Annotated in this window: 20 protein-coding genes and 2 pseudogenes; 18 read left to right on the top strand and 4 right to left on the bottom strand. The window is 38.1% G+C overall.

Annotation, left to right across the window (positions count from 1 at the left end; all coding sequences use genetic code 11):
- Positions 1–3: 3 nt before the first annotated feature.
- The 3 genes from METEV_RS03040 to METEV_RS03030 all read right to left on the bottom strand — a co-directional run bounded on the left by METEV_RS03040 (position 4) and on the right by METEV_RS03030 (position 4,048).
- A complete protein-coding gene (locus METEV_RS03040; RefSeq protein WP_013194085.1) occupies positions 4–1,833 on the bottom strand; it encodes a peptidase associated/transthyretin-like domain-containing protein in 1,830 nt (609 codons plus the stop codon).
- Complete coding sequence (locus tag METEV_RS03035) at positions 1,820–2,422, bottom strand: hypothetical protein (protein WP_013194084.1); 603 nt, start codon at positions 2,420–2,422, stop codon at positions 1,820–1,822. Before METEV_RS03035 ends, METEV_RS03040 begins: the two co-directional genes overlap by 14 nt.
- Before the next feature lie 453 nt (positions 2,423–2,875).
- The gene (locus tag METEV_RS03030) at positions 2,876–4,048 is read right to left on the bottom strand and encodes a tyrosine-type recombinase/integrase (RefSeq protein WP_013194083.1); all 1,173 of its coding nucleotides are present in this window, start codon (positions 4,046–4,048) and stop codon (positions 2,876–2,878) included.
- 123 nt (positions 4,049–4,171) lie between these two features.
- Between METEV_RS03030 and METEV_RS03025 the strand changes: the two are divergent.
- Positions 4,172–4,585: pseudogene (locus METEV_RS03025) on the top strand (ABC transporter ATP-binding protein); the annotation flags it as partial.
- A 4-nt stretch (positions 4,586–4,589) separates the two neighbouring features.
- On the opposite strand, the gene METEV_RS03020 reads toward METEV_RS03025, so the two are convergent.
- Entirely contained in the window at positions 4,590–5,495 is a 906-nt protein-coding gene (locus tag METEV_RS03020) for a DUF7847 domain-containing protein (protein ID WP_013194082.1), read from the bottom strand.
- Between the two features lie 410 nt (positions 5,496–5,905).
- Here METEV_RS03020 and METEV_RS03015 point away from each other — a divergent pair, with 410 nt between their 5' ends.
- From METEV_RS03015 to METEV_RS02940, 17 genes and pseudogenes are all read left to right on the top strand, one after another.
- Positions 5,906–6,463: a 50S ribosomal protein L15e gene (locus METEV_RS03015; protein ID WP_013194081.1), complete on the top strand. Its 558-nt coding sequence runs from the start codon at positions 5,906–5,908 to the stop codon at positions 6,461–6,463.
- 19 nt (positions 6,464–6,482) lie between these two features.
- Positions 6,483–6,929, top strand: coding sequence for an RNA-binding protein (locus METEV_RS03010; protein ID WP_013194080.1), 447 nt, complete (start codon positions 6,483–6,485; stop codon positions 6,927–6,929).
- Entirely contained in the window at positions 6,922–7,647 is a 726-nt protein-coding gene (gene rnp3, locus METEV_RS03005; protein ID WP_013194079.1) for a ribonuclease P protein component 3, read from the top strand. The genes METEV_RS03010 and rnp3 overlap by 8 nt, the downstream gene beginning before the upstream one ends.
- 2 nt (positions 7,648–7,649) lie before the next feature.
- Positions 7,650–8,033, top strand: a complete 384-nt coding sequence (locus tag METEV_RS03000) for an Rpp14/Pop5 family protein (protein ID WP_013194078.1) — start codon at positions 7,650–7,652, stop codon at positions 8,031–8,033.
- A 45-nt stretch (positions 8,034–8,078) separates the two neighbouring features.
- Positions 8,079–8,846 carry an archaeal proteasome endopeptidase complex subunit alpha gene (psmA, locus tag METEV_RS02995; RefSeq protein ID WP_013194077.1) on the top strand — a complete coding sequence of 256 codons (768 nt, stop codon included), beginning with the start codon at positions 8,079–8,081 and terminating at the stop codon, positions 8,844–8,846.
- Between the two features lie 42 nt (positions 8,847–8,888).
- The gene (locus tag METEV_RS02990) at positions 8,889–9,581 is read left to right on the top strand and encodes a ribosome assembly factor SBDS (protein WP_013194076.1); all 693 of its coding nucleotides are present in this window, start codon (positions 8,889–8,891) and stop codon (positions 9,579–9,581) included.
- A 13-nt stretch (positions 9,582–9,594) separates the two neighbouring features.
- Positions 9,595–10,391: pseudogene (gene rrp4, locus METEV_RS02985) on the top strand (exosome complex RNA-binding protein Rrp4).
- Positions 10,392–10,508: 117 nt separating this feature from the next.
- Positions 10,509–11,510 (top strand): exosome complex exonuclease Rrp41, encoded by a 1,002-nt coding sequence (gene rrp41 / locus METEV_RS02980; protein ID WP_013194075.1) that lies wholly within the window; start codon positions 10,509–10,511, stop codon positions 11,508–11,510.
- Positions 11,500–12,282: an exosome complex protein Rrp42 gene (gene rrp42, locus METEV_RS02975; RefSeq protein ID WP_013194074.1), complete on the top strand. Its 783-nt coding sequence runs from the start codon at positions 11,500–11,502 to the stop codon at positions 12,280–12,282. Before rrp41 ends, rrp42 begins: the two co-directional genes overlap by 11 nt.
- A gap of 55 nt (positions 12,283–12,337) precedes the next feature.
- Positions 12,338–12,628 (top strand): 50S ribosomal protein L37ae, encoded by a 291-nt coding sequence (locus tag METEV_RS02970; protein WP_013194073.1) that lies wholly within the window; start codon positions 12,338–12,340, stop codon positions 12,626–12,628.
- A gap of 5 nt (positions 12,629–12,633) precedes the next feature.
- Positions 12,634–12,771, top strand: a complete 138-nt coding sequence (locus tag METEV_RS11945) for a DNA-directed RNA polymerase subunit P (RefSeq protein ID WP_013194072.1) — start codon at positions 12,634–12,636, stop codon at positions 12,769–12,771.
- A gap of 69 nt (positions 12,772–12,840) precedes the next feature.
- A complete protein-coding gene (locus METEV_RS02965) occupies positions 12,841–13,314 on the top strand; it encodes an rRNA maturation protein (protein ID WP_013194071.1) in 474 nt (157 codons plus the stop codon).
- Positions 13,301–13,576 carry a KEOPS complex subunit Pcc1 gene (locus METEV_RS02960; RefSeq protein ID WP_013194070.1) on the top strand — a complete coding sequence of 92 codons (276 nt, stop codon included), beginning with the start codon at positions 13,301–13,303 and terminating at the stop codon, positions 13,574–13,576. The genes METEV_RS02965 and METEV_RS02960 overlap by 14 nt, the downstream gene beginning before the upstream one ends.
- A gap of 73 nt (positions 13,577–13,649) precedes the next feature.
- A complete protein-coding gene (locus METEV_RS02955; RefSeq protein WP_013194069.1) occupies positions 13,650–14,018 on the top strand; it encodes a prefoldin subunit beta in 369 nt (122 codons plus the stop codon).
- Positions 14,019–14,098: 80 nt separating this feature from the next.
- Positions 14,099–15,067, top strand: coding sequence for a DHH family phosphoesterase (locus tag METEV_RS02950; protein WP_013194068.1), 969 nt, complete (start codon positions 14,099–14,101; stop codon positions 15,065–15,067).
- Positions 15,068–15,130: 63 nt separating this feature from the next.
- Positions 15,131–16,432, top strand: a complete 1,302-nt coding sequence (locus METEV_RS02945; RefSeq protein ID WP_013194067.1) for a phenylacetate--CoA ligase family protein — start codon at positions 15,131–15,133, stop codon at positions 16,430–16,432.
- A gap of 44 nt (positions 16,433–16,476) precedes the next feature.
- Positions 16,477–16,920: an ACT domain-containing protein gene (locus tag METEV_RS02940; RefSeq protein ID WP_013194066.1), complete on the top strand. Its 444-nt coding sequence runs from the start codon at positions 16,477–16,479 to the stop codon at positions 16,918–16,920.
- Positions 16,921–16,931 lie beyond the last annotated feature (11 nt).

Genomic DNA, 16,931 nt, shown 5'->3' with positions numbered 1-16,931 from the left:
TTCTTACCACCCCCCTTTGTTCTGCATCTTTTCTGCGAGTTCATCGTATTCACTGGTGTCAAAGGGTTGTACAGGTTTTGGTTTTGACTTTTGTTTTTGTTCACCGGCGAGCTCTTCAGGGCTCGGTTCTTCGGGAATATCCGGGCCAGAATCTGATACTTCCTGGTTAGACTGGTCTTCTGACTCTATAGATTTCAAAAGTTCCTTTTTTTGTTTGGGTGTCAGGAGTTCCATGAGTCTTTCTTCTGTTTTCTCATCCGTGTCGGAGGAATGTTGCTGTGTTTCTTCCTGTTCTTTGCCGGTGCTCTGGTCTTCTTCATTGTTATCATCTGTACTGGATTGTTCTGGTTTTGATGTATAGGGTATCTGGATGTCAGGAACATCTTCATTGTTCATTATGAGGTCGTCTTCGTCTTCATCATGAGGATTCCTGTCAGGTATCAGGCTGGAGGGGTTGAGGTTTAGATCCCTAACATTACCGACCTTGGCACCACCTGCAAAAGACAGACCTCCTAAAGCTACCGCAATCAGAACAGCTATCGCAGGGTTACTGAGTATCAGTCCTGCAATAGGCCCCTCCTCTTCTTTTGCAGCTGCTGTACCGTTCTGGTAACCCCTCTGATATGACCTCTTTTCAATCCTTTCAACTTCATTCGGACTCATGATTTGGTAGGATTCACCGTTGATCTTGTGGTTCTCGTCAAGGTACTGCTGGACTTCTCTGAGTGTCAGGTCTTCATCCTTGTCCTGGGTATCTGTGTCACTTCCATCATTGCCATTATCCGAACCTGAACTATCATCTGAACTAGTGGATTCAGAATCATCAAAATCAGGATGTGTACCTATGTCGGATTCATGGACCACTCTAACAGAAGTTGTTTCTTTGTCATAACCCGGTTTGGATACAACTACAGTAAAGTATCCCGCTATATCCCAGTGCCAGTATACCTCGCCGTAATCGGTGGTTTTCTCGGACCTTATGACGGTATTAGATTCCTTGTCAACCATCTTGATAGTTGCATCCTCTACCGGTTCACCTGTCTCGCTGTCCATCACCCATATATCGGTCTTGGAGTTGACAAGTACCCTGTTATCCAGACCCATGACATCAAGTTCAGGTTCTTCTGGCTCCTCTTCTTCTGGTTCTTCGAGGTTTACCAGGTATTCTTCTTTGTTGTAGCCTTCAGCTGTGATAGAGACCATGTATTTGCCGGGGTCCAGCTGTTCACCGTCAAGGTTCATCCAGTCCAATTTCACGAGTCCGGATTCAGTACCTTCGTAGGTGTTGAGGATACTTGGATTTTGGATTTTGATATTGGGGTTGGATACCGGATTGGTCGTGTCTTCATCCACTACCTGTACCCATATGGACCCGTTGATATTGTAGGTATTTCCGTCCTTCAGACCGTCAACTGTCAGGTTTTTGGTATCAGAACCGGATTCATGGGTTATATCTGACTCTTCGATTTCTATGTCTATTGAGTCGAAATATTCCTGCTCAGAAAGAGATGATTTTACAGAGATTATGTAGGATTCGTTTTTGTTTTCAAGAGATGAAGTGTTCCAGGTTTTGACAAATAGGTTGTTATCTATCTGGTCCATCGGATCCCATGTGCCTAGGTTGTTAGAGGTTTGAAGCATGGGTTTTGTCATGTCCGGATCTGTGGTCTGTGCATAAACTGTTACAGTTTCTCCATGCTCGAAAGTAGTACCGTTTGATGGTGAACTGATGGTTATACTCTCGTTTGTTGCACTGGCAGATCCTGCAAGTAGTACAAGTGCAGCTGAAATTAATATTATAGTTCGGAGGAATGTATTTTTAGACATGTTCATAGAACCACCTCAATGGCCTGTTGTCAAAAACAGAATTCAAAGACCTGTTATCGTAAAACCGGTGTGCATATCTGTTGCTGGCGTTTATCGTGATGAAAGTCATCACCAGTACGAAGAAAACAGCTGAATTGATGTAGTGAGGTATCAATGGTGTAAAAACCATATATACAAAGAATGTCAAAACCAGCAGGATGTTTGTCATCTTGTTCTGTATGAAGTTGATGTATCGCTTGTGGCCGTATATGTTTATCCCGATTGGTTTCTTGCAGTTTTTGCAGATAAAATAGCTTGTATATGGAGGATTGGTCTTTTTTAACAGATCTTCCGGATAGGTTACTGTCTGAACGTTTGCATGTTTTAGTTTATTGTACGGTTCGAGTTTGGATGCTATCAGATTTTTTTCTCTGTCTGTCAGTTTCCTTGCATCATTAAGGACCATTGTAATTATACCTGCTACAGCTGCAACAAAAAACATCGATTCTATGATGTTGAGGTCTGCAAACAGCAGCACTAGAGAAACGAATGTAATAGCTACAAGTATTCCTACTACCAGTCTGATGTTGAATTTCTGTTGTTTTGAGATTCTCATGGTTACACCTTGACCTTATAATCTGAACTCCTAATTTCTCAATAATTTATATAGAAAAAAACAGTTAATAAATATTTCACAGCTATTTTTAGAAGTTGCAATAACAATAAGCGAAAACAAATAATAATTGGATTTAATTAGATTATATTAGAAACTTATGAATATAGGTATATATAGAAATAAAATAAAAAATATAGAGAATAAGAAAAATAAGTTTAAATGGGTTATCGTAAGTCCATTGTTTTTGATATGTTATCTACTGAATATTGTATCCTTTGTTTTGTCGATGATATCAAAGGGTTTGTCAGAATTATCACGAAGATTTGACGGGTTTTTAGAGGATTATTTGGATTAATTCCACATTTAAGTTGTGAGGGGTTTTAGAACCCCATCTAATATTAACGTAGCACCCTTTGACGAGCAGAGCCACATAAATGCAAAATTGAAAATATGTTACTTGTTTTTGTCTTCATCTTCTACTGCATTTTGCTGAATCATAGACAGAAGTTCGGGGTCATTCTGCACCATATCCATGAATCTCTGCATGATACTTGATTTCTTCTCATCCAGTTCCATGGCTATTTGGGTATCAAGTGCAGCTCCACACCTTGAACAGAATTTACTGGTAGGTCCATTCATCTCGTCACATCTTGGGCACTGTCTGGCCGTGAGTTCTGGCTGGGTCTCTTCGTCTTTTTTAAAACCGTGCATCTTCAAAATGGCATCATCCACTTCTTTACCTGACATGTGGATGTATGTTTGGGGCATATTGGACCCATGGATCCAGCCGAGATGTTCTTCCATCTGTGCTTGGGTTAGATGATTAGCCAGTTCTGTAGCCCTTGAGTGCCTGAAAAGGTGGTTGTAGATTTTCTTGTTAATTCCTGCCCGTTTTGCTATGATTTTTAAGTTGTCGTTTATGCTATGATATCTCAACTGGCTGCATTTAGCTCGTCTGCTGAGAGTCACCCATAAATATGAATCCTGATTGTCTCTTAGAGGATGAGTATTTAACCACATATTGATGTAAGGCACGCTGAATATAATCCTGATGCGCCTCATACCTGTTTTACCGTCTACCTTGATTACTCCGCCGTACTGGTCAAAGTTTAAATCCTTGATTTTCAGATTACCTATTTCTGAAACACGGGCTCCGGTATCATAGAGGACAGCAATTAGGGCTTTATCGCGCACGTAATCAGCTGCTTCAATCATCTGTTTGACTTCTTCTGTTGTAATCAGCTGATCCGGAAGTTTTCTGTTTGATTTCTTATTAGTTTTAATCCAACTGGTTAATTCTGTTTCACTGCCATGATACCATTTGAAAAATTTCTTGAGTTGAGTTTTTTTGGTAGACTTGCTGCTCTCTGAATCTATATTTCTCTCGAGATATCCTATATATGATTCTATGTCGCGTTTCTGGACCTGTGGGAAAGGTTTGTTAATAATACCTGAGATATAGTGCATCCCATAAAGGTGATTTCTTATTGTGGACTTTTTTAGACCGTTCATAAACATATGGTTCTCATAGTCAAAAAGAATCTGTTTGTTCTCCTCCGGGTAATCAGCATCTTTTATCAGCTGTTCAGTCTGTTCGAGTTGTTTATCATAATCAACGAATACCATAGTAGAACCCTATACGTTTTCTAAAAATTTAAATTCTAACCTAGTAGTGTGAAAGTAATCCTGAGTTTACAAAGTTTGGTTAGAACTTGGGTAATATTATAAGTTAGACTTGAAAAACTTGGTTATGTATTCCAGAACTACAATCTTCTAACAGAACTTACAGCTCTTGAAAATGTATACCTGACATCAATGGCACGTGGGCTGGATAAAAATGAATATTTAAAAACAGCATCTGATATTTTAAAGCAGGTAGGTCTTGAAGACCGGATGAACTACTATCCTTCTGAATTGTCTGGAGGTCAGCAACAAAGGGTTTCTATATCAAGAGCACTTGTAAATCAGCCAAAAATTCTTTTTGCAGACGAACCTACAGCTAATCTGGATACAGTAACCTCAGATGAGATAATAAAACTGTTTAGACAACTCAATGAAAAAAATGGTCAGACCATTGTTATGGTCACTCACGAAATGGAAGAGGGCAATAAAGCAGACCGTATAATCTGGATGAGAGATGGTCTGCTGGATGAAAGTAAATAAATTTTTAGTAATTAATCAGTTCTTCTGGTTTGTATATATCTTTGCCTGTTTTATCCATATAGAGCCTTGTCCACCAGATAGTCTCCAGTACAGGAATTATGATAATTGACAGTATTAGATTTATAAATCCCCATGCGATTGCAGTTATTTCAATAATTCCTACAAATTCTCCTATAATTCCCATCAATATAGAAATAGCCAGTATAACCAGCCATAAAAGGAACACATCGAGTTTGTTTTCCATAAATTTGTTAAACCCTTCTTCTATTGAGCTTACAGGATCGAGTTTATCAACTATCAGAGCGTATTCAGTGAATGCAAGTACTATACTTATTGCTGCTATATAAAGCATCCATACCAGAAAACCAGCAAATAACAGAACGGCACTCCCAGTAGCCATTTGGGGATTTGATATTAATAAATCTAAATCTTCTACTGAAAGAAAGCCAGGTATTAAAAATATGATTCCTGCAAATGTTATTAGCCCCAGAAGGATTTTTAAAAAAAACATATTGACAACGTTTTCTCTACCATAACGAAACATTTTTCCTATATCAGTATTACCATTTTCCGTAGCATTTTTTGACATTCCAATAGCACCGGCTGTGAAATAGGATTGTACAAACGTTATAAGGAGGGTAAGTATCAATATTCCAGCGATTACAATCCATAGATTTTCAATAAACACTGATGAAAATATATTCATCACCTGTTCAACATTGACGTTTGCCGGTCCCAGATCTCCTGAGGGGAGAGCAGGCATGACAAACATTGCAGTAAATGCAGTTAAGCCCAAGATAAATATTATTCCACTTAGAACCAAATTTAGAATAAATGGTACTGTTATGTTGAGGTTTCTGGTGAATGTATTAAAACCTCTGCTGAGTATGCTTCCAATTTCTTCGGTCATTGATTAATCTCCATGTTATGATGTATTGGCTGGATATTAATGATTCTATTTATAATCCCAGTGAACAAACTATAGGTAATTTAGTTATGTAACAGAGTTTCTTAAGATTATATATTAGTCACTGCAAATAATATTTATGAGAGTGGGTAAAGAGTGGGGTCATCCAGTGATGAGGCATTTTATATTTGCAGATGATGCCTCATCATTAAAAACTTTTATTTTTGATTTCATTTTTCTGTCTGCATGGTTGTATTTTTGTATGATAATATAACTCAGTATAGTTGCATAAAAAACTTTAAATCATATTAAGTTTGTAGTGCACTTGTTTCATTTACGGGATGTTATCCCGTCGGAATGTGACTCAAAATATGAGTTGAACCATGAAACTAAAATGAAACCAGGTGAGAAAATTGTCAAAACCGTTTTATAACTATATAAGAGAAGCATGGAGAAAACCTGAAGAGACCTACGTAAATAACCTTAGATGGCAACGTTTGCAGGAATGGAGAAGACAGGGTTCAATTACAAAAATAAACCGCCCTACCCGCCTTGATCGTGCACGTACACTTGGATACAAGGCAAAACAGGGTATAATTGTAGTACGTGCAAAGGTACGGCGTGGAGGCATGAGAAAATCCAGATACAATGCTGGACGGCGTACCAAGCGAATGGGCAAAAACAAAATAACAACTGGTAAAAGCATCCAGAGGATTGCTGAAGAACGTGCATACCGCAAATACCCCAACATGGAAGTTTTGAATTCTTACTGGGTGGCTGAAGATGGAAAATCCAAATGGTATGAAATTATTCTTGTTGACCCGAACCATCCGGTAATAAAAAGCGATAAAGACCTTAACTGGGTTTGTTCCAACAAGCAAAAAGGACGAGCTCACCGCGGAAAAACCAGTGCCTCAAGAAAAGGTAGAGGCATAAGAAAAAGCGGTAAAGGTACAGAAAAAACCAAATAAACGCTTTGGGTAGACTCAATTGATACATTATATAACACTGCGTGCAACATCACACGCAACAGAAGAAAAATCCAGAGTAAAAACCTCTCTGGATTTATTTTTGTTGAATTCTGCAAGTAATGCCAATACAGATGAGATTGTTGAAGTATTGGATGTTGAAGGTCATTATGGGAATCTTATATCTCTTTGCAGTGCTGAATTAACCCGTAAATCCGAATGCAAAAGATTGGTTGAATTTATAAAGGAAAACCTGAGCTCGCAGGATTTAGCTACTGTTTATAAAGAGATACCTGACCGCCTTGATGATGAACAAGTTTTCCATCTCAGATTCAATAAACAGGAAGCATACCTTGGTAGGTTGCTACTGTCAACATCATCTGATGCTATTATAATTAAAATAAAGATTGCAACCTACCCTAAAAATTGGGAACAGGCAAAAAAGAATGTGGAGGACTTGTTTGGGTAATACCAGATTTTATGATTTCAATGTTCACACTGTTCCAGATGGTAAGGATACAGTAAAAGATGTAATGGCTTTTGCAAAACATTTAGGGTTTGGTGGCTTTGCAATCACAAACCACAGTAATGTAGAAGAATCCTATCCTGAAGGAAGTATGCAAGACGGGATTGATGTATATAAGGCAGTAGAAATAGTAGTATCAAATCCGTCAAAACTCAATGGTCTGGTAGGTAAATATCGAAAAAATGTGGATGTGGTGGCTGTCCACGGTGGAAATGAAGAAATTAACCGTGCGGCAGTAGAAACTCCTGCAGTGGATATTCTTGCACATCCCCAAACCTCAAAAAACGGCGGTATTAACCACGTGCTTGCAAAATCAGCAAGTCACAACAACGTGGCAATAGAATTTAACCTTGATTCTATTATAAAAGGACGTGGTGGAAAAAGGGTTCATACACTTTCATTTTTCAGTAAAAATCTTGAACTTGCAAGAAAGTACAATGTACCAACTATATTAACAAGCAATGCATTCAACTGTTTTGACCTTCGTGCACCTGAAGAAATGATAGCACTTTCAAAGCTTTTTGGCATGGGTAGAGAGGAAGCCATAACTTCACTTAGTGATATACCAGAATCTATTATCACCAAGAATAGAAACAGTGGTATTGTACAGGAAGGCGTAGAAATTGTTAATGAGGAAATAGTAAGTAGCGACGGTGAATAAGTGTGAAAATACTTCCACCTACTTTGAGAAACCGTAAAAGGTATCTTGCATTTGAATTAATTTCAGAAAAAGAAGTATCAAGGGATGATTTGATAAAAGAGGTTTTTTCATGTGCCAGTTCATTGATAGGTGACCTTGGTTCAAGTGAATGCAATATCAGATTGTTAAGTTTTGAAAATTCAAAAGGTATAATACGGTGTAACCACAATACTACTGATAAAACACGCGCAGTACTTGCAACAGTTTCAAATATCTCAGGAACACAGGCTGTTATACACATACTTGGTATATCAGGCACTGTAAAAGGGGCAACAAAAAAATACTTGGAAGAATTTGAAGTATTCAATCCGAAAGAACAATCATATTTAAAAGAGTACAAATCCTAATATATCTTATTACGAATTTTTATGCGAGATGGAGTTGATTAATACATGCAAATGAGCGCACCACAAATGGGTTATGATAGAGCAATTACAGTTTTTAGTCCAGATGGACGACTTTTCCAGGTAGAATACGCGAGGGAAGCAGTAAAAAGAGGCACAACTGCTGCAGGTATCAAAGCAAAAGATGGGGTTGTATTACTGGTTGATAAGCGAATAACCAGCAGATTAATAGAGGCAGAATCAATTGAAAAAATCTTCCAGATTGATGCCCATATAGGAGTAGCAACATCAGGGCTTGTAGCAGATGCACGTACACTGGTGGACAGAGCAAGAGTCGAAGCTCAGGTCAACAGGGTGTCATTCGATGAACCGATAGGGGTAGAGGTTATAGCCAAAAAGATATGCGACCACAAACAGACCTATACCCAGTTTGGAGGTGTACGTCCCTATGGTACTGCTGTGCTGATAGCAGGTATCGATGATAATAAACCCAGATTATTTGAAACAGACCCGAGTGGAGCCCTTCTTGAATACAGAGCAACAGCAATCGGTGCAGGTAGAAATTCCTTCATGGAAACATTTGAAGCAAATTACAGTGACGACATGGACATTGATTCTGCAATAATGCTTGGTATGGATGCACTATATAATGTTACAGAAGGTAAACTTGATGCTTCAACACTTGAAGTTGGTATAATCACTACCGATACAAAACAATTCAGAAAATTCTCCAATGAAGAAGTAGAAAATTATGTAAATAAAGAATTGGAGAAACATAAAGGAGAAGAACCTGAGGAAAGTTCCGGAGAGGAATAATCTCCCCGGAACATTTGATTTAAATTAAAAGGAGCAAAAAGTATGATATCCCTTGATGATTCTGTAATTGCAAGATATAAAAAAGGTGGTAAACAGTTTGAGGTATTTGTAGACCCGGATGGGGCACTTGATATTAAAAGAGGAGAGGATATCAATATAGAGGACATTATTGCAGTGGAATCAGTGTTTGAAGACGCTAATAAAGGAAACCTTGCATCTGAATCCGATATACAGGAGATATTTGGGACAGATGAAGTCTATGAAATCATATACAACATCATAAAACACGGTGATATTCAGCTAACTAAAGAACAAAGAAAACGAATGCTGGATGAAAAACGTAAGCAGGTTGTAAATATCATTGCTCAGAATGCAATTAACCCTCAGACTAAAACCCCACATCCACCAAGCCGAATTGAAAGTGCGATGGAAGAGGCAAAAGTTAATATTGATTTGTTAAAGAGTGTAGATGAGCAGGTGAATACTGCATTAAAAGCAATTAGACCCATTATACCGATCAGGTTTGAAGAAGTACAAGTGGCTGTCAAGATTCCTGCCAGTTATGCAGCAAAATCCTATGGTGAAATATCCAGATTCGGTACAGTGGAAAAGGAAGAATGGCAAAATGATGGTTCATGGGTGGCTGTAGTAAGAATACCTGCAGGTCTACAGAATGATTTTTACAGCCTTATAAACCGTTTGACAAAAGGTGAAGCTGAATCCAAACTTTTGTAAGAGGCAACACATTATGGATCAAAATATTGTGCTACCAGGTCAATTATTATCAGAAAATGCTGAAAATTCAGGGTCTGGAACCTATGTGAAAGATGGGAAAGTTTATTCTCTTTTGTACGGCATACTGGATAATAAAAAAAAGTAACAGTTGTACCGTTTTCAGGTAAATATATCCCTGTCTCCAAAGACCTGGTTATTGGTACCGTTATGGAAGTAACCCCCTCAAATTGGGTATTTGATATTAATTCTCCTTATGTAGGGTTAATGCACCTATCAGAATATCCGGCCCGTATTGACCCATCAAAAATGACAGATTTTCTTGATGTTGGTGATTCAGCAATACTGCAGATAAAAGATGTCAGTATGTCCATGAAAGTGGAACTTACTATTACTGGTCGGAATCTAAAAACCCTCAATGAAGGGCGTGTAGTCGAAATCAAATCAACGAGGGTACCCTACATAATCGGTAAAGGCGGTTCTGTAATATCAATGCTCAAGAAAAAATTTAACTGTGATATTTTTGTAGGTCAAAACGGTAGAATCTGGATTAATGGTAAAGATGAAGATATGGATTACTTGGAAAAAGCTATTAAGTTGATAGTGCAAAAATCCTATTATTGTGATTTAAATAACAACAATAATGAAATCCTGCAACTTTTTGAAACAGAATCCAGTGAACAAACAGGTTCTGAAGGTTCTGATAACTCTCAATCCGAAGAAAAATCTTTCAGAAAAAATTCCAAAAACCACGACACTCCAGAAGATACCTGTCGCAAAATCGATGCACTACTGGACCCATCACATGATTAATATAATTTGGTTTTAATCTTATTTTATGGATTTATATATTTAAAAACTGGAAGATAAGGATGGGAACAAGGAGAAAAGTGAAAAATGAATGAGTAAATAATCTGGAGATAATAAATTATGAACAATGAACCAACAAAGTTTATTGATGAAAACGGTTTACGTGTTGATGGCAGACGTACCGATGAAATCAGACCGATGAAAGTTGATATAGGTGTTTTGTCCAGAGCTGATGGCTCTTGTTACCTTGAATGGGGCAATAATAAAATAATTTCTGCAGTCTATGGACCCAGAGAGTTACATCCCAGGCGTATGCAGCGCCCTGATGCAGCAGTCATACGCTACAAATACAATATGGCTTCTTTTTCTGTAGAGGATAGACAGCGTCCGGGACCAAGTCGTCGAAGTAGTGAAATATCCAAGGTTAGTAGCGAGGCTTTTGAACCTGTTGTCATGACACAATTTTATCCCAACACTGTTATTGATGTTTTTTCCGAAGTACTTGAAGCAGATGCGGGTACAAGGACTGCTGCCATTAATGCTGCAACACTTGCTTTAATAGATGCAGGGATACCACTGAAAAGTTTGGTATCAGCCTGTGCAGTGGGAAAAGTTGATGGTCAGCTTGTGCTGGATTTAAATAAAAAAGAGGATAATGAAGGAGAAGCAGACCTGCCAGTTGCAATAACCCAAGATGGAGAAATTACACTGCTTCAAATGGACGGACACCTGACTGAAGATGAAATTAAACAGGCAATGGAACTTGTTAAAAACGGTTGCCAACAGATTCAGCAAATTCAAAGGGAAGCACTCCTTAAAAAATTTGGTCAATATGAGGGGGCAGATACTGAAATACAATCTGTACCTTTGACTGAAACATCTTCTAAACAGGAGACTGAATCTGTTGATACAGAAAGCAGTGAATTAATTTCCAGTAATATCCTTTCTGATGAATCCTCTGAAAACCAGGAAGAATCCGGAGAAGAACAGGAACCAGACACATTAGATATCCTTGAAGATGAAACCGAACAATCTGAAGATAATGAGGATGATTCGGATGAAGAGGATTTTTTTGTGGAAATTGTGAGAAATAATACAGAAGGTGAATCAGATGACCAGTGAGGTAATGTCAAAACTTAAAAAGGATTATGTTTATCATCTGATGCTTAAAGAAAAACGGGAAGATAACCGTGCATTTGACGAGATACGTGATATCAGTATCGAGACAGATATAATAGGTAATGCAGAAGGTTCTGCAAAGGTTTACTGGGGAGATACCCAGTTGATTGTTGGTGTCAAATTACAGGTAGGAGAACCATTCCCTGATACACCAGACAAAGGAATAATTATAACCAGCCTGGAGCTAAACCCAATTGCTTCACCGGATTTTGAAGCAGGTCCTCCAAAAGAGGATGCTATTGAAATAGCAAGGGTTGTTGATCGAGGAATACGTGAATCAGGCGCAATAGATTTAAATAAATTGTGTATAACGGAAGGAGAAGAAGTCTGGACAGTATTTATAGATGTCAACGTTCTCAATGATGACGGTAATATAATGGATGCAGCATCAATTGGTGCAATTGCAGCACTTATGACCACAAATATTCCTGCTGAAAGCGAAGGATACGGTGAAGATATGATGATGCCTGTACGCGATATACCAGTAGGAATATCTCTGGTGGATATTAGTGGAGAATTAATGGTTGATCCTACTTATAACGAAGAATCCGTTTGTGACACTAAAATTACAGTAGTGTCTAATCAGGACGGTTCCATATCAGCCATGCAAAAAAGCGGAACAGGAAGCCTTACAGAAGAAAAAGTATTACAGGCCGCTAATATAGCACGAACAAGGGCATCTGAAATAAGAGAGAAATATTTATCCAATATCTAAACAATTAATCGATATTATATAAAAAGTAATTTTCACATTTCTAAAGGTTGATAATATGGCAAAAGGATATAGAACAAAAGGAAGAGTTACCAGATCAGCAGGAAGATTTGGTACAAGATACGGACGAAAAGACCGTAAATTAATAGCAAATATTGAAGAACAGATGCATAAAAAGCACAGATGTTCTAACTGTGCACGTGTATCAGTAAGAAGAACAGGAACAGGAATCTGGGAGTGTACCAAATGTGGACATACCTTTGCAGGTGGAACTTATACTCCTCAGACCAGTGTGGGTAAAACTGTCCCAAGAGCTATCAGGAAAGCTATTGAAGAAGAGGTTGAATAAATACTATGGGGTACAAGTGCACACGATGTAAGAAAGTAGTTGAGATTGATTATCATTACACAGGTATTCGTTGCCCTTACTGTGGACATCGTATACTTGTAAAAGAGCGTCCAACTACTATAAAGCGTATCAAAGCAGAATAAATACGCTTTACTTTTTTTAATTTTATACCGGGAAAACTAAATATTGGGATTGAATTTATTTTAGTCCATATGATACTGTCCACCTCTCGTAAACCCTCATCCAGAACCCGTACATTGTGCAAACATTTATCTCGTTTTCTAAACTGTGATTATGTAAATCGTGGAAAAAGTTCTTTTGAGGATATTTTTGGTATTTATCCATGTGTTCCGGTATTGCTGATAGGTGAATCTCATGGAAATCCTGGAAGTTTTGATATATTTGACCAGTTTGGAAATTACAAACTATCCGTTTATATGAATGTAGATTATCCTCAAAATTTTAAATCTGTAAACAGGAAAAAAGAAGTTCCAGCTGTTTCTGGGGATAATAATATTGCCAAAACTATTGCAAAAACACTTTCATTTGAATATATAGAAAATTCCGGACAATGTAATACCAGATGCATAAGTGTGGATAAGGATTCGATTGATTTTATGGATTCTGGAGAATTGATATTTAGTTTTAGAATAAAGAGCTACAGAGTTTTAAATGATGGTGTTTGATATGAGGGTTACAGCCGAATCCATATTTGAAATAGATGATGCAGAAAATATCTACAGGGCAGTGTTGCCGGAATCAGAATCCAATGATTTTGAAAGGTCAGTTGTTGATATTTCTGTTACTGACACAGGTCTATTATTAAACATAACAGCAAATGACTCTGTATCCATGAGGTCTGCTCTGAACACCTGGCTTCGTTTGGTGCAGATAGCATATGAAATTGGAGAGGTCTCACAGCCTTTTTTTAATGAAGAATACAGGTAAATTTAAGTAGATTTTTATTATCATGGAAACATTCAAATCATTTCAAGTTAATTGCAATAACAGGTGAAACTAAATGAGTCAGGAATTACCTCCACAGGCACAGAATCAGATGTCGCAATTACAACAATTGCAACAGCAGGCACAGTCGTTAGCAGTACAGAAAAATCAGGTGGAATCATCTCAAAAAGAGACTGAAAAAGCGCTTGAAGAATTAAATAAACTGCCAGAAGATGCAACAGTGTACAGAATGGTGGGGAATGTTCAGGTAAAAACCACCAGAGATGATGCAATTGAAAAACTGGAAGAACAAAAAGAAAATCTTTCACTGAGACTCCAGTCTATCAACCGTCAGGAAGAACGTATCTCAAAGCGATTCAAACAGCTCCAAGAACAACTCCAGCAGTCAATGGGTAAACAGCAGCAGGGTGGTCAGGCACAGTAAAACCGGTTGAGGTGTAATGTGCATATTAGATAACAGTAAGCCATAGGTATATCATTATGGCATACCATCGAGAGGTGCAAATGCAGGTCGATGAAACGGAGTTTTACAGCAGACTCCTGGACTATCATAATATTTTATTTTTATGTCACCGAAACGCAGATCCGGATGCAGTAAGTAGCGCATTTGCACTTTCTGAAGCTGTAGGTGGAACAGTAGGACTTGTAGAAGGATGCAACAGACTTGCAGCACTGCTTGTTGATAGGTTAAATATTGAAGTTGTGGATGAACCAGACCCACAAAGTTACGAATTTGTAGTCGTGGTGGATACATCCACAAGTTCACAGTTAAATGATATAGAATTACCCAATTACTGTGTTATAGACCATCATTCAACAACAGCGTTAACTGAAAAAGCTGATTTTTATCTGCATACCAGAGCGACATCAACAGCAGAAATAGTTTTTAAAGTATTAAAATCAATGGGAGCACCCATTACCCGCCGAACTGCTATAGGGCTTATATCAGGTATTATTACTGATACCGGCCATTTTAAACATGCAAATTCAAGTACTTTTAGAAACCTTGCAGAGATAATAGAGGCAAGCGGGGTGGAGTACGCTGAAGTACTTGAGATGATGGCTGCAGCTCCTCAGGATATATCATTGCGTATAGCAATGTTAAAATCTGCACAAAGACTGGAAATTGATCGTGTGAATGAATGGTTGGTGGTAACATCGAATGTAAGTTCTTTTGGAGGTGCAGCATCCTCAATGTTAATTAACATAGGGGCTGATGTGGCTTTTGTAGCTACAACCTGTGATGGTAGTATAAGAGTCAGTGCGCGTGCCAGACGTGATGCGGTAAATTCGGGTGTAAATCTTGGTAAAATAATGGAAGATATAAGTGAAAATTACTGTGGCACAGGCGGTGGTCATCCGGGAGCTGCAGGTATCGATGTCGTAACCGATGTTAACCAGATTCTTTCAGAATGTAAAATGCGAGTACTTGAAACACTAAAAAAAGAAACTGTTAAAAATGAAAACCATTAATTATTACAATTATTCTGCTAATCAGTAAAAATTATCCGTTTATAAAAAACAGGCAGGAATACAATGGAATACTGGGACCCACATATTGAACGAATGCCGATTGATGAATTAAGACAATTACAGGAACATAAATTAAAACAACTTTTAAATTATGTTTACAACCATTCTCCTTTTTATAAAAAACGGCTCGATGATGCCGGTATAAAACCAGAAGATATAAATTCACTTGAAGATGTAAAAAAAATTCCTTTTACCTATAAACAGGATTTGCGTGATAATTATCCTACTGGAATGTTTTGTGTACCGAATACACAGCTTGTACGTTTCCATGCATCATCAGGAACATCTGGAAAACCTACAGTTGTGGGATATACAAGAAATGATATCAACGGCTGGGCTAACTCGCTTGCAAGAGCCCTAACATCAATTGGGATAGGTCGAGGGGACAACATGCAGGTAAGCTACGGCTATGGACTTTTTACAGGTGGTCTTGGATTACATTACGGAGCTGAGGAGGTGTCAGCTTCGGTACTCCCAACAAGTGCTGGTAATACAGGAAGACAGATTGAATTAATGCAAGATTTGGGGACAAGCGTCATAGCCTGTACACCGTCCTATATGCTGTATATGAATGAAGCTGCAAAGAAGATGAATATTAATATCAAAAAGGACACCGATTTAAAGATTGGTATACTCGGAGCAGAACCGTGGTCAGAAGAGATGCGTAAACGGATAGAGGATACAACCGGTATTAAAGCCTATGATATCTTCGGAACATCAGAATTGAGTGGTCCGTTATTTACCGAATGTAAATATCAGGACGGTATCCACATATGGGCAGACCAGTTCCTTGTCGAAATCATAGACCCTGATACAGGAAAGGCGCTGCCAGATGGTGAAAGAGGTGAACTTGTAATAACAACCCTTTCAAAAGAAGCGCTTCCCCTAATCAGATATAGAGTCGGAGACCTTACAGCTTTAAACAGTGAACCCTGTGAATGCGGACGTACTCATCCAAGGATTACAAGAATTACTGGAAGAGTGGACGATATGCTTGTTGTTCGGGGTGTCAACGTATTCCCTGGTCAGATTGAAGCTGTGCTTATGAATATACCAGAGGTAGGTGAACATTTCCAGATAATAGTTGACAGGGTCAATGAAATGGATATGATGAATGTGCAGATTGAAATGACCGATACAGCATTCAGTGATAAGGTGAATGACATCATATCCCTTGAGAAAAAGGTGGAGTCTGCTCTTAAGAGTGTACTGAATGTTTCAGTTAAGGTAGAACTTGTTGAACAGGGTTCCCTTCCAAGGACTGTAGGTAAATCCAAGAAAGTTATTGATAATCGAAACCTATAACAGTGATTGGGTATTATTAAAAAATTGGTTATGTGGGTGTTTACATGGATACCGAAGATAATATATTAAAACAAATTTCCATATTTGCAGAAAACAAACCGGGAAGACTTGCAGATATAGCGGACAAACTCAAAAATGCCGATGTTAATATCAGGGCTTTTAATATAGCAGAAGCCGGTGAGTTTGGTATTATACGAATGGTGGTGGATAATCCGGATAAAGCCTATGAATCACTTCACAACACCGGATTTACAGTTTCTGAAACAAATGTACTTGGTATAGAGATGGAAGATGTACCGGGTAGTTTATCCAATATTGCAAATAGTCTGGGTAAACGCGGAATTAATATCGATTATTCCTACGCTTTTGTTACAAAAACCGAAAAAGCCCTGTTGATAGTACGTGTTGATGATATCAAGGGAGCTATTAGTGTACTGGATGATGCCAGTTTCAAATTGGTTGATATGGAAGAAATTAAGCATCTCTGAATAAGGGATGA

The organism is Methanohalobium evestigatum Z-7303, from assembly GCF_000196655.1.
Classification (GTDB): Archaea; Halobacteriota; Methanosarcinia; order Methanosarcinales; family Methanosarcinaceae; genus Methanohalobium; species Methanohalobium evestigatum.
This window is presented reverse-complemented; position numbering and strand designations above follow the sequence as displayed.

Bases quoted from the DNA above. Each gene is read 5' to 3' on its own strand.
- METEV_RS03040 (WP_013194085.1), bottom strand. From the start codon at position 1,833: ATGAACATGTCTAAAAATACATTCCTCCGAACTATAATATTAATTTCA.
- METEV_RS03035 (WP_013194084.1), bottom strand. From the start codon at position 2,422: ATGAGAATCTCAAAACAACAGAAATTCAACATCAGACTGGTAGTAGGA.
- METEV_RS03030 (WP_013194083.1), bottom strand. From the start codon at position 4,048: ATGGTATTCGTTGATTATGATAAACAACTCGAACAGACTGAACAGCTG.
- METEV_RS03020 (WP_013194082.1), bottom strand. From the start codon at position 5,495: ATGACCGAAGAAATTGGAAGCATACTCAGCAGAGGTTTTAATACATTC.
- psmA (WP_013194077.1), top strand. From the start codon at position 8,079: ATGCAAATGAGCGCACCACAAATGGGTTATGATAGAGCAATTACAGTT.
- METEV_RS02990 (WP_013194076.1), top strand. From the start codon at position 8,889: ATGATATCCCTTGATGATTCTGTAATTGCAAGATATAAAAAAGGTGGT.
- rrp41 (WP_013194075.1), top strand. From the start codon at position 10,509: ATGAACAATGAACCAACAAAGTTTATTGATGAAAACGGTTTACGTGTT.
- rrp42 (WP_013194074.1), top strand. From the start codon at position 11,500: ATGACCAGTGAGGTAATGTCAAAACTTAAAAAGGATTATGTTTATCAT.
- METEV_RS02970 (WP_013194073.1), top strand. From the start codon at position 12,338: ATGGCAAAAGGATATAGAACAAAAGGAAGAGTTACCAGATCAGCAGGA.
- METEV_RS11945 (WP_013194072.1), top strand. From the start codon at position 12,634: ATGGGGTACAAGTGCACACGATGTAAGAAAGTAGTTGAGATTGATTAT.
- METEV_RS02965 (WP_013194071.1), top strand. From the start codon at position 12,841: ATGATACTGTCCACCTCTCGTAAACCCTCATCCAGAACCCGTACATTG.
- METEV_RS02960 (WP_013194070.1), top strand. From the start codon at position 13,301: ATGATGGTGTTTGATATGAGGGTTACAGCCGAATCCATATTTGAAATA.
- METEV_RS02955 (WP_013194069.1), top strand. From the start codon at position 13,650: ATGAGTCAGGAATTACCTCCACAGGCACAGAATCAGATGTCGCAATTA.
- METEV_RS02950 (WP_013194068.1), top strand. From the start codon at position 14,099: ATGCAGGTCGATGAAACGGAGTTTTACAGCAGACTCCTGGACTATCAT.
- METEV_RS02945 (WP_013194067.1), top strand. From the start codon at position 15,131: ATGGAATACTGGGACCCACATATTGAACGAATGCCGATTGATGAATTA.
- METEV_RS02940 (WP_013194066.1), top strand. From the start codon at position 16,477: ATGGATACCGAAGATAATATATTAAAACAAATTTCCATATTTGCAGAA.